Genomic DNA, 12,481 nt, shown 5'->3' with positions numbered 1-12,481 from the left:
CCCTACCAAATTCCCTGCTCACCAATTTTTTTGGCAATATAATTTGCTGTTAATAAAAATACCAATCCTACAACCGATTGAAACAATCCAACTGCCGTTGCCTGCGAGAAATCCCCAGAACCAATCCCGATCCGATATACAAATGTACTGATAACATCCGAGTATTCACTTACCAAGGAATTCCCCATAACGAATGGTCGATCAAATCCAATCGAGAGCATCCTTCCAATTTGCAAAATAAGTAAAATAATTATGGTCGGCTTGATGCCAGGCAACGTAATATGCCAAATTTTACGAAGTCTGCTGCATCCATCCATATCTGCTGCCTCATATAACTCCTTATTAATGCCAATGATTGAAGCTAAGTAAATGATTGTACCCCATCCTGCACTTTGCCACACCCCAATTGCTAGATACATGATTAACCAGTTCGTTTTTTGAGATAGAAACTCAATGTTACCGATTCCAATACTAGATAAGACACTATTCGCCATGCCGCCTGAAGAAAACATCAGGTAGACCATACCGCCAATAATGACCCAGGATAAGAAGTGGGGTAAATATAGAATGGTTTGAGTTACTTTTTTAAATCTTACATGCCGAATTTCGTTTAGCAAAATGGCTAGAATAATAGGTGCTGGGAAACCCGCAACCAAATCAAGAAAGTTTAAAACAAGTGTGTTCTTAAGTGCACGGTAGAAACTATTTTGTTCAAATATAAATTTAAAAACATCAAGCCCAACCCACTCGCTCCCGTTAATCCCTTCGAAAATGTTATAATCCTGAAAGGCCATCACGACACCGTATATGGGCGCATATCTAAATATGATTAGATAGGACATTGGTAATAGTAAGAGCACGTATAGCAGGAAATCTCTTTTGATATAATGCACGATACCGTTCTTTCTTCTTAGATTGATGTTGTCTTGATACTTCCCTACAACCGCTTTCAATTCGATCATCCCTCCCACTACAAAGTTGTTTTCGTAAGTTAATCTGCGCTACAAATCAGGATATCTCATGTAAAAAATTATACTCGCCAGAATTTTTTATAAAATGTATTAATTTAAATTAATTTTGTAATTAATTAGCTTTAGAAAACTCGTATTAGATAAAAGTCAAACAACCCCCACCATGCCATCATGTTGGGGGTTGTTATATATCGAAATGTCATATTCACGTTTTATTAAACTTTCGTCTCGCAACGAACTGTCTCGGGCTGCAGCCGAAATGCCTTTTAAACAACTGATAAAACTGTGCGGGGCTTGTAAATCCGACTCTACCGCTTATTTCTGTTACCGACCATGTCTCTGTCAACAGGAGCTGTTCGGCTCGTTTCATTCTACGCATTTGCACATAGGACGTAAACGTCATCCCCATTCCTTTCTTAAACAGTTTGGCAAAGTAACTGCTATTATAGTTCAATTTAGAGCTGATATCTGTGATCTGGCAAGGCTCTTCCAGCTGCTGTTCAATATAAGTTAACGCAGGTCGCAATTTCTGAGCTAGTTGATGATCCATCGGTTCAATCATTTGCTCATCGTCAATTTGAATCAGCGTGTAAAGGAGCCTTTTCAAATTGGCATTCACAGCGAGCTCGTAGCCTCTCTTTTTAACTGTAATATCGTTAAGCATCTGATTAAGGAGCTCATGGATGATTTGATTGCTTGACGGATACTTCCGCAATGCTTCATTCAGCAGCGTTAAATTAGCCGATCTCCCAGTAAAAGCTGCCAGATAGGTCAGTAACGAAGGGTCCATGAAAGCGGTCATATCGACATGGCAAACGTTGTAGATTAGATGAGATTGTCCGTATTTGTGAGTTCTGTGAAGCTCATTTGCCCCTAACATCATCACTTCGCCGGCTTGCAATGTGTAGGTTTGATGTGTTGTCTCAATTGTCATCGTGCCCTGTAGAATAGAGATCCACTCCACTTCTTCATGGTAGTGCCAGGGACCATATTGAATGGACGCTTGGATCGGATGAACGATGGTCCATATTTTAATCCGGAAATTCGGGTCTGCATATTCGACTTGTTCGTTATCATAAGGAGTCAAATTCACTGTCATTTCGTTGATATCCTTTCTTCCATATGCTAGTTCTATATTAACACGAATGTCCGTTTTCAAGATAAATTGATCCGCTATCAAGAAGATTGTAAGCTTCATATGTTCTAAAATAAACAGAAAATGAGCCAGTTAAAGGAGCGATACTTCATGCACGAATGCGAGAACCTCCCCACTAACCATGACCTTAGATTGCCTGCTTGGGGGCCCTACACCAAACAATATATGGGCATCTCTCATATCAGTGATCAAGCGAGAGGTTTGCGGTTTGATCTTAGTCTCATGCCGGGGTTTTATCGAAGAAAAATAGATATTCCCAGTGTCCTGTGGGAATCCGGCTATCACCCTTGGGAAGCTACACCCGATTACAGCTTCTTTTCCCACCGTCATGAGCTCGAGTGGAAGGATCGTGTCTACGCCGATATTTCGTTCAGTCGAATTGATGATCAGAGCCGTCTCATCCGCGTAGCTATGTATAATCAAACGGAGCATCCACAGAATCTTGTGCTGCACTGGATGGCATCACTCCAGCCGCCTCGGCTTCCCGGGCACGGTGAAGTGCATGTGTTCGCTGACGCCCATCTTCCTGAAGGTGTTGCGTGGGTGGATGCGCTAGCTTACAGCGAACTGACATTCGCACAACCGCGCCCTTCCGATGGATTGGTCTACGACGGCTTTGTACGCGGAGAGATTCGTGGTCAGCATTTTACAGGTGGATCGGCAATCGGATGCCAATTCGGCGCAAATGCTGGAGACTTGCTTCAATATGAGGTAAATGTCACAACCCCCTTACAGGACGCTGTGTTTCTGTTACGTTATCAAGCTGTGCATGGCGGGACACTTAAGATTCAGCTAGGACATCAGAGCGATAGTCTTGTCTTGGAGCCGTCCAACACTTTGATCGTTGCAGAGCTTCCAATAGGGCAACTTGCTGCTGGCAAGGTCACGCTTAGCCTGCATACTGCAGGGTCATGTCCCATGATCATTGACGGATTCACACTAATTGAGCGCAGCACAAGCGAAGATGTTGCTTTTGTTGATCGTCCTTGGCATATTGAGCCTGAATTGCTGCCAGGTCCCGTTCCAGAAAGTCTTATTCTTCAATATCCGGACAGTCCCTGTTATTATGGCCTCCTGTGGACGTATTCACATGCCCAGATTCGGCAGATCAGAAATGACGAATTGGATCGCTTTGCCCGCCATACCGTGCATAATCATGTCGATGACATTTTACATGGAAATGGTAAGGGACACTACACGAATGTATTTATGCGCCCTATTCAGTTGAACCCAAATTCGTCTAGGATTCTTCACGGTATGGTTTGCTCTGGGACATACGAAGAAGTGCTTGGCTATATGTCCAACTTATCACTTGACTATGAGAAGTGCGAGTCGATTTATCAAGCTGAACGTACCAAGTTGAATCCGCCTCCTTCCTATCCATCAGGTGATCGCTATGCGTTCAGTCAGCAGCTCATGCGTGCTACTTTGCTAACGAATACCGTCTTTCCTGTCTATACGAAACAGAACTATATTCGGCACAGCACGCCTGGACGATGGTGGGATTCGCTCTACACTTGGGATTCTGGGTTTATCGGGCTCGGCTTCTCTGATATCGATACTCAGCGAGCAATGGATTGCTTGAATGCTTATATGACGGAACCTGGTGACCCCCAAGCCGCCTTCATTCATCACGGCAGTCCCGTACCTGTGCAGCATTATGTATTCCAAGAGCTGTGGAATCGCGGACAATCCCCTAAATTTCTGAACCATTTTTACCCGCGATTACGGCAATATTACTTGTTCTTCACAGGAAAAACCAGCAGTTCAACGACCAACCTACTACGTTCTGGCCTGCTAAAAACATGGGATTATTTCTATAACTCAGGGGGCTGGGACGACTATCCACCTCAGAAATATGTACATGAGCACGCATTGGAAGCCACGGTTACTCCCATTATTACAACGAGTCAAGCGATTCGAATAGCCAAAATTCTTAAGATGGCGGCGACAATGTCTGATGATTGGCAAATGGATATCCAGGAGTATGAGGCGGATATTCGGCTGTGGAGCGATGCGTTGGAAGCCCTTGCCTGGGATGAAGAAGCCGGCTGCTACAGCTATGTTGTACATAATCAGCAGGGTGAAGCTGAGGGCCATCTGCGCCATGCCTCGGGTGCTAATTACAATATGGGGATGGATGGCCTCTACCCGCTGGTTGCTGGTGTCTGCGATAACGATCGTGCCACCCGTCTGATTGATCAACTATTTGATGAAACCCGCTTCTGGACACCAATTGGCTTATCAACCGTTGACCAAAGCGCACCTTATTATCGAGCGGATGGGTATTGGAATGGTGCGGTCTGGATGCCGCATCAGTGGTTTTTCTGGAAAACTATGCTCGACTTAGGTTGTCCTGAATATGCGTTCCGCATAGCAAATACCGCTCTAGAATTATGGAAATGCGAGACCGAGGCTACCTACAACTGTTACGAGCATTTTATCGTACAGACAGGACGTGGTGCAGGATGGCATCATTTCGGTGGTTTATCGGCCCCTGTCATCAACTGGTTCGCATCCTATTATCAACTGGGCAAAGTTTCAACTGGCTTCAATGTGTGGATGCTGCATCAACACTTCAATGAAGCATGTACGGAATTCCGTGCGGAATTTCACTATGCAGGGGAAGCCGATCAGCCATTTAGCGTGTTGGTTAATCTAGCTGAAGGAGTACCGTATACAGTTGTTGGTACGGGGTGTACAGTAGAAACATCGCTTCAAACGAGCAGTGGCGTGGCGTTGATAATAACTGACTGCTTGCCGCGTGCGGCGGTCTCGATTCAACCTGTTGCATGAGGAAACCCGAACAATAAGTTCCGCTCACCTGCGAGCCTATCTTATTGTTCGGGTTTTCTTTCTCTTCCTATGCATAACTCATGTTACATGTATAATTAAAAATCCGTTGAAAAAAGATTGGAGTCAATAAAAGCATTCATTTGCCCAAATTATGCAATGAAAACGATTTCGTCATCCCCCATGATAAAGGAAAGATTATATCGAGGAGTATCGAAGGAGTTCCAAACCCCATGACGAATCCTAAGAAGCTAGGTTTGTTTGCTATTACATGGCCTTTATTTATTGAATCGGCACTTCTCGTGTTTATGCGAACCTCTGATACGTTCATCGTCAGTCATGTATCGGATGAAGCGGTTGCCGCTGTAGGCGTTAGTAATCAACTCATTATTTTTTTGTTTTTACTGCTCCAAGTGGTTTCAACCGGTTCGGCCATCGTAATTTCCCAATATTTGGGTGCGGATAAAATCAGAGATGTTAAGAAATTTGCAGCTGGAGCGATTTCGCTTAATTGTATATTCGGCTTCTTCATAAGTGTATGTATCGTTTGTTTCAGTAAACAGCTGCTGCAGCCTTTCGGCTTGGAACCAGAGACACTGGAGCAGGCGCGTATATTCCTATCGATCGTTGGCTGTTCCTTATTTATTCAAGCCATCAATCTGACCATATCGGCCATCACACAGGTGCATGGTTATACGAGATATACAATGGCCGTCAGCTTGGGAATCAATCTCGTCAATTTGTCCGGCAGTATTTTATTTATTTTCGGTCCTTTAGGCTTTCCAAAGCTCGGTATCCCAGGTGTCGCCCTATCAGCAGTATTCAGCCAATTGCTCGGATTGGTCGTGTATAGCATTATTTTAACAAAAATCGTTCGATTGAATTTATCCTTCAAGGACTTTTACAAAGCGAGATTCTCAGATCTAAAAAAAATATTGTCAATCGGTATTCCCACTGCCGGGAGCTCGCTCATCTATTCTGTAAGCCAACTTATGACGACATATTTTATCACTCAACTAGGGGCTGAAATGCTTTCTACCCGGATTTATACTCAAAATATCATGACGTTCATCATGGTGCTGGCAATTTCCTTGGGACGCGGAACTCAAATCATCATTGGTCGACTGGTGGGTGCAGGTGAAAAGGAAGAAGCTTACAAACAGTTGTTTCGTAGTTTATTACTTAGTTTAGTACTTTCACTTACCGCGGTAATACTAACCGTTCTGTTCAGGAAACAATTGATTGGTATGTTTACAGACAACGTTGAAATCATAGCATTAGGAGCTTTATTATTGACCTATGGTTTTCTTCTTGAGCCTGTACGCTGTTTGAATATTGTTATTGGGGAAGCTCTTCGAGCTGCTGGTGACGCAAGATTTCTTCTCCTAGTCGGCTCATGCGCCATTTTGGGACTGTGTGTCCCGCTAACGTATTGGATTGGTGTCCATCTGGGGTACGGCTTGGTAGGTATGTGGTGCGTTTTCATCATCGATGAAGGCATAAGAGGACTTCTATTATTACTACGCTGGCGAAGTAGAGCTTGGGAGAAAAAAGTGTTAGTGAGCAGAGAGGAAATGGCTTAGCTTGGGTTGAAAATATAGGGCTGCCCTGTGGCAGCCTTTATTGGTCATGGAGAGATGCAGGCAGTTGGCCGATTGAACTTGGCTTGCTTATTATAGCAGCACACTTTCATTTAAAAACCGACTATCCCTGACGATTTTTCTTACTTTCTTCATCGTATCTGTGTGTTTGGGCACTCCTGCGGTTCGGTCGAGCAGAAGCCACCTCAGGCAGGCAAGCGCTTCAAAGATCTCCAACTCCTTCGTCGCTATCGGCATTTCCTCTTGATATTTGTACAAAAACGTCAGGCTTTTGCTCTCGCTCACATAGATGCGCAGAAGCAGACAAGCCCATGACAGATCATACCTAGGATCCCCCAGTTGCCCGTTCGTCCAGTCGATCACCGTGTATTGTCCATTCTCTTCTAGCAAATTGCCTAAATGGAAATCACCGTGAATAATCCGGTCCATTTGCATATCCGCGGAACCGACGAGACGGATCAGTTCCTCATTCATCGTTGGAAATGCTTCAATCCCCGGGAAAAAATACGCAGCAAAATCATACTTTGCCAGCTCCATACCCTCCAATCTACCCGGAGGCAGCCGGTGAATGTCGGCTAAAATAGCGGCAATTTTCTTAAAAATGCTTGGACTCACCTTCGTTACTGCAGTTCCGTGATAGCGGGTCAGCAGCACAGCGTCCCCAGTTTCAGTTCGCCCATAGCCGATCGGCTCGGATACGCGGATTCCCTGACGATGAAGAGCTTCTAAAAGGTGATATTGACGCAGGACGTCAGGTTTCGAGCGTTTGTTCCACACCTTCAACACAAAATGATTCTCTCCCAGTGTGATCTTAACCACATCCGCCTCAAGCCCCGGCGTAAGCGCGCTAAGCGCCCCTTCAGCCCCTGAATTAAACAGGTTGTTCAAGATCGGGTTTGTTTCATGCCACTCAATACCCGCCAATGTGTCAATCATTGCATTCCTCCATTTCCACCTCTTGTGTAAAAGCAAAAATCACAGTGTTTTACGCACAAATTCCGTAATATGCTTTTCTTTAAAGCCAAGGCCGTCATACAGACCTATGGCGTAATTCCCGACAACACACCAAAGGTCAACTTTTTCATTGCCGCGCTGATAGATTTCATTACATAAATACATAGTAAATTTCCTTCCGATCCCACAACCCTGAAGGTCTCTACGGACGGAAATACTGCTTAATACATGACCAGACAAATGGCTATATGCGACGATTTCGCCATTTAATTCGTAGACAAAGCGGTCTCCGGCATCCTCTTTCCAATCTCTTGTATAGCGACTGAATGGCAAGATAGTCTTCATCCGAGTACAGCCTCACCGGAAGCTCCTCTAGGGGAAATGGATCACCTATTCGCTGCATAAAATCCGATGAAAAATAGTTTTCATAATTATGCTTGCGCGCAAACACTAGAGACCCTGATGACCAGCCCTTAAAGAGCTCCTTACTATTTATCCACCTGTTTATGCTAGCTTTGCATAGCAGTGATTAGGAAACAAATTGCTGAGAGAAAAGATAATGGTGTCATAACAAGCTTTTCCTTTTTACTTTTGGATATAACATTCATAACGGTATTTACTATCAAATAAATTGCAAAAAAGTAACATACTCCTTTTGCAAGGTTTTCTAAAGCATCAATTGAGATTACATTTCCTGCTTGTAGTAAAAAAATGATTGCAATCAGCTGAATTATTACCGAAATTGCACACGCAACTCTCATTTGTTTTGGCATTATTTTATACTTCCCGCCCATTGCAAAATCTCCATAAGGTAAACCCATAACTAAGAATATGTAAAGTATTGCAACTGCAGAAAAAGTAACACTTCCAATTAATGCCGTTATCACTTTCTCACCTCAATTATATGAATTGTTTGCGGCCAAATCTTTAGTAATAGCATAGCATTAATTAGTTATTACAGGAACGATGGATTATTGCCGCCCCGCTCCACGAACACCACTTCCGTGCGTTGCCGAAGCAGTTCCCTAATTCCGTCAGCAATGACCCGGACACCGGGCTCGATGAGACCTTCCTCCACCTGAGAGACGCTTAGCCGGAGGACACCTTCCTGCCTGAACTCCGGGAGGTACATGCGCTGCGCCGGATCGACGAGCACACCTCGCTGCAGCAGGTAGTCAGCCGCCGCTTGCGCTCGTAGCGGGGCTGGCAGCTCAATCGTGGTATAGAAGCCGGAGAAAGAACCGGTGTAAGTGGTTCCCGGTGGCAGATACTTTCGGTACGATTCCTGCAGCAGCACCGCCTTCCGGCGGTAAATCTCCCGCATTCTGCCAATGTGAGCGGAGAACATACCGCTCTCGAGAAACACCTCGAGCGCCCCCTGTGTCAGCAGTGGCGAATGCACGTCGGCCGCAGCTTTCGCACGCAGGAACTCATCCCGCAGCCCGTCCGGTAGTACGGCCAAACCAAGGCGCAGGCCGGGAAGCATGACTTTGGAGAAGCTTTTGACATAGATGACCCGCCCCGATGGATCGTAAGCGAACATGGGATCGTTCCTCGGATCACCGTCAAGGTCGCCCATATAATCATCCTCGATGATGTACACGTCATACCGCTGCGCCAACTCCACCATGCGCTTACGGGCCTCGTTCGTGTGACTGTAACCGGTTGGGTTGTGAAACCTCGAGACGGTGTAGAAGAACTTGATGTCCCCGTCTCGAAACAACGCCTCCAACTGCCCCAGATCCACACCACCTTCCTCATAACGGATTCCGTGCACTTCACCCCCAAATCCCCGCAGAGATTCGATCATGCCGGCATGCACCGGTTGCTCCACGACAATGTTCAACTTCCCGTTAGGATAAGGCAATCCCACCAGCAAATTCAGCGCCTGCTGAGAGCCAGTCACCACATAAATTCGTTCTGGGACCGTGAACACCTGCAAGTCCCGTAGATGCCGTGCCAGCTGGAGCTGCAAAGAAGCGAGGCCTTGTCCCTCCGAATATGTGAACATGTCCTCACGGTACCGCTCGATGGCCTCATTCATGCAGTGTTGAAAATCACGGTACGGCATTGCGCTCCGGTCTGGGCCCGCCCATACGAAATCGATGATGTTCTGCACTTCCTCTGAGCTTCTCCCGTCCTCCCTGCCTTGGCTGCGATGCGCGACATAATAGCCGCTCTGGGGCACAGCATAGATTCGGTGACTTTGCTCGAGCTCCCCGTACGCGCGAATCACCGTATTTCTGCTACATCCGAACGCTTCGGCCCCTTCTCGAATTGACGGCAGCTTATCCCCCGGCCGCCTCTTCCCGTCTTTCATCTCCTGCAAAAGCTGTTCCACAATCCTTTCATATAGCATGTTCCCATTCACTCCTTCATGCCAACTGTACGGGTACAATCGCCGTAAACGGCACTGTAGCCCAGCCGTAAATTCAACTATACTCAGTGTTGTCGACACGAGCTTTTCTGTTATTCCATTATGAATACGCCTAAGGAGGAATGCAATTTGTTTACCTGGAAAAAGAAATACCAGATCGTCCTGGCATCCGCCGCCCTGCTGTTCGCAGGAACAACGGGTAGTGCAGCACTTTCCGTGAATGCCGCCTCGAAAGATACGAAGCTCCCTTGCGAAGAGATGTTCCAACAGGATCAAGGTACACTGATCATCAAAAACCTGAAGACGGACCGTGTATACGTCTGCAATCCCGATAGGAGCCGGCAGCGGTTCACGCCAGAGTCAACGTTCAAGGTACCGAACGCGCTCATCGGACTCGAAGTGGGAGCAGTGCGGGACGAATATGACGTAAAGAGGTGGGATGGCGTCGTCCGGCCATTCGAGGTATGGAACCGAGACCATACGCTGGCTTCAGCAATGCGGGCATCCGCAATTTGGTATTACCAAGCGATGGCACGGGATATTGGTTCCGAGCGGATGAAGAGCAATATGGAGCGTATTCATTACGGTAATAGGGATATTAGCGGGGGCATCGATACCTTTTGGCTGAATAGCTCGCTGAAGATCTCGGCGGAGGAGCAGATCGACTTCATGGAAGAACTGGTGGAGGAGACGCTGCCATTCCAGGAGCAGACTATGAAAACAGTCAAGCGCATTATGATTGATAACGACCAGGACAACTACACGGTGCATGGCAAGACAGGCACACGGTTATCCGACATGGGCCTCGGTTGGTATGTAGGGTATGTGGAGCGCGGTAAAACCGACTGGGTGTTCGCCACTAACGTTGATAGCAGCGGGACGACTGCCAAGACAGTCACACTTGAAGCCTTGAAGTACCTCCACATTCTGTAAGCATCTCGACGTACGAGGTGTAGGTATACATGGAAGGGCCGGTTGCATCACGGTTCAATCCCATCAGCTGGATAGTTGTAATTATTCGCGATCTGCTCTCCTTGAATTCTAATCTTGTCAGCTACAAAAGCTGGTTCAAGTACGCGAACATCCGGTCCATAGCTCAGGATCATTCCGTACATCCAATGATTATTAGGATAGCTAGTTCTGACGAGTATGGAGCCATCTTCCTGAATTTCAGTATTGTCGAGACCGAAGGCTTCCTCCACCCGTACTCTTAATCGTGACCGAAAATGTAGCAATAGCGGAACGGATGGGCCCGTCTCCTGATTTCCCCAACGCGCGTCTAGTTCACTCATTCGAACACCCTTGTTTGTAAAATGTTCCAAATGGATTCGTAAGCTGTTTACTCTAGAGAGTCGGAACGTCCTGTAGTCATTGCGCAGCCTGCAATACGCGTACAAGTACCATGCGTAACCTTTCCAGGCTATACCAATGGGTTCGACCTCTCTCTGTTCCCCAATACCATCCGTATTGGTATACAAAAATGATACAACCTTCCTGTTCTTGGAGGCTTGACGTAGCGAGACTAGCATGGATTTATCTTTCAATCCTCCACCATGCCAAAGGTTCGTATCGAAGATAAGTGTTTCACCTGAATCTTCCATTTGATTTTGCTCAGACCTCACCACAAGCGCCTTGATTTTGGTCAATAAATCTTCCATCTCCTTATCCTCAAGAGATGCTTGAACACCTTTTAGCGCAACCAGAATCGACTGCAAATCGTCAAACGTCACAATTTGCCGATCAATACGGAACTGCTCCATAATCTCATAACCCCCATCGTATCCAGTGTACGATACGATGGGAATACCTGCGGTATTAATCGTCTCCAAATCACGATAAATCGTCCGGAGGGATACCTCAAACTTATCCGCAAATGTTTGGGCGTTAACCCGCCGCTGACTTAGTAGAAGCATTGTAATGCCAAGCAGTCGCTGAATTTTCAAATCAATCCCTCCTAGATGCAATAAGACTAAATCAATTAACAAGTACTAGGATGCCGTATCATAACCGGCATCCTTCTATCACTGCTGGAGGAATTCAAGTACACGTTGCAACAGCAACGCTGTCGCGTCAGCGTCGTACGACGACAAACTACTGTCGGCGAAGTAGTGTTGATTGCCTGGGTACAAATAGAGCTCGGCATGATTAGCCGAGGCCACGAGCTCTCGTGCTGCCTCCAAGTCCCCTTCATCAACGAAATAGGGATCTGCATCCATGCCATGAATCTGCACCGGCAGATCCGCTGGCCAGGGTGACCCGAACATCGAAGTTGGAACGCAGGAGTAAAAGAATAATGCGCCACGGGTACCTTCACGGGTCTGGGCGAGCTTCTGAGCCGCCAATACACCGAGCGAAAACCCCGCATAAATGATTTCAGACGGTAGTTCACTAGCTACGCGTGCACCGCGCTCCATAATCTCTTCGAACCCAGTTTCTTTGATATAGGCCATACCGTCTTCGATCGTGGTAAACACGCGACCTTCGAAAAGGTCAGGAACGTGTACAGTGTGCCCTCCCACTCTAAGCTCGTCGGCGAAGGAGTAAATCCCCTTAGTAAGTCCCAGTGCGTGGTGAAACAGAAGAACCTCAGCCATCTCTCTTTCTCCTCCCATATGAACCTTATAATTCT

General features: G+C 46.4%; 11 protein-coding genes. 3 read left to right on the top strand and 8 right to left on the bottom strand.

Going from position 1 to position 12,481, the window contains the following annotated elements:
• Positions 1-2: 2 nt before the first annotated feature.
• Complete coding sequence (locus tag ASG89_RS21655; protein WP_057313159.1) at positions 3-962, bottom strand: ABC transporter permease; 960 nt, start codon at positions 960-962, stop codon at positions 3-5.
• Positions 963-1,176: 214 nt separating this feature from the next.
• Positions 1,177-2,169: a helix-turn-helix domain-containing protein gene (locus tag ASG89_RS21650; RefSeq protein ID WP_082593495.1), complete on the bottom strand. Its 993-nt coding sequence runs from the start codon at positions 2,167-2,169 to the stop codon at positions 1,177-1,179.
• A 48-nt stretch (positions 2,170-2,217) separates the two neighbouring features.
• Between ASG89_RS21650 and ASG89_RS21645 the strand changes: the two genes are divergently transcribed.
• On the top strand, positions 2,218-4,923 hold the full coding sequence (locus tag ASG89_RS21645) for an MGH1-like glycoside hydrolase domain-containing protein (protein WP_057313157.1): 2,706 nt from the start codon (positions 2,218-2,220) through the stop codon (positions 4,921-4,923).
• Positions 4,924-5,153: 230 nt separating this feature from the next.
• Positions 5,154-6,503, top strand: coding sequence for an MATE family efflux transporter (locus tag ASG89_RS21640; RefSeq protein WP_057313156.1), 1,350 nt, complete (start codon positions 5,154-5,156; stop codon positions 6,501-6,503).
• Between the two features lie 90 nt (positions 6,504-6,593).
• On the opposite strand, the gene ASG89_RS21635 is transcribed toward ASG89_RS21640, so the two are convergent.
• The 4 genes from ASG89_RS21635 to ASG89_RS21620 form a co-directional block, all read right to left on the bottom strand.
• Positions 6,594-7,457 (bottom strand): phosphotransferase family protein, encoded by an 864-nt coding sequence (locus ASG89_RS21635; protein ID WP_057313155.1) that lies wholly within the window; start codon positions 7,455-7,457, stop codon positions 6,594-6,596.
• Between the two features lie 39 nt (positions 7,458-7,496).
• Positions 7,497-7,820, bottom strand: a complete 324-nt coding sequence (locus ASG89_RS21630) for a GNAT family N-acetyltransferase (protein ID WP_057313154.1) — start codon at positions 7,818-7,820, stop codon at positions 7,497-7,499.
• Between the two features lie 164 nt (positions 7,821-7,984).
• Complete coding sequence (locus ASG89_RS21625) at positions 7,985-8,362, bottom strand: hypothetical protein (RefSeq protein ID WP_057313153.1); 378 nt, start codon at positions 8,360-8,362, stop codon at positions 7,985-7,987.
• 68 nt (positions 8,363-8,430) lie between these two features.
• Positions 8,431-9,834, bottom strand: a complete 1,404-nt coding sequence (locus ASG89_RS21620) for a PLP-dependent aminotransferase family protein (protein WP_057313152.1) — start codon at positions 9,832-9,834, stop codon at positions 8,431-8,433.
• Positions 9,835-9,954: 120 nt separating this feature from the next.
• Here ASG89_RS21620 and blaOXA point away from each other — a divergent pair, with 120 nt between their 5' ends.
• Positions 9,955-10,785, top strand: coding sequence for a class D beta-lactamase (gene blaOXA / locus ASG89_RS21615; protein WP_082593494.1), 831 nt, complete (start codon positions 9,955-9,957; stop codon positions 10,783-10,785).
• Between the two features lie 47 nt (positions 10,786-10,832).
• On the opposite strand, the gene ASG89_RS21610 is transcribed toward blaOXA, so the two are convergent.
• Both ASG89_RS21610 and ASG89_RS21605 read right to left on the bottom strand, forming a co-directional pair.
• Positions 10,833-11,795 carry a helix-turn-helix transcriptional regulator gene (locus tag ASG89_RS21610; protein ID WP_057313151.1) on the bottom strand — a complete coding sequence of 321 codons (963 nt, stop codon included), beginning with the start codon at positions 11,793-11,795 and terminating at the stop codon, positions 10,833-10,835.
• A gap of 78 nt (positions 11,796-11,873) precedes the next feature.
• Complete coding sequence (locus ASG89_RS21605; RefSeq protein WP_057313150.1) at positions 11,874-12,446, bottom strand: dienelactone hydrolase family protein; 573 nt, start codon at positions 12,444-12,446, stop codon at positions 11,874-11,876.
• Between the last annotated feature and the right edge of the window lie 35 nt (positions 12,447-12,481).

Origin of the sequence: Paenibacillus sp. Soil766 (assembly GCF_001428105.1) — a bacterium.
GTDB lineage: Bacteria > Bacillota > Bacilli > Paenibacillales > NBRC-103111 > Paenibacillus_E.
This window is presented reverse-complemented; position numbering and strand designations above follow the sequence as displayed.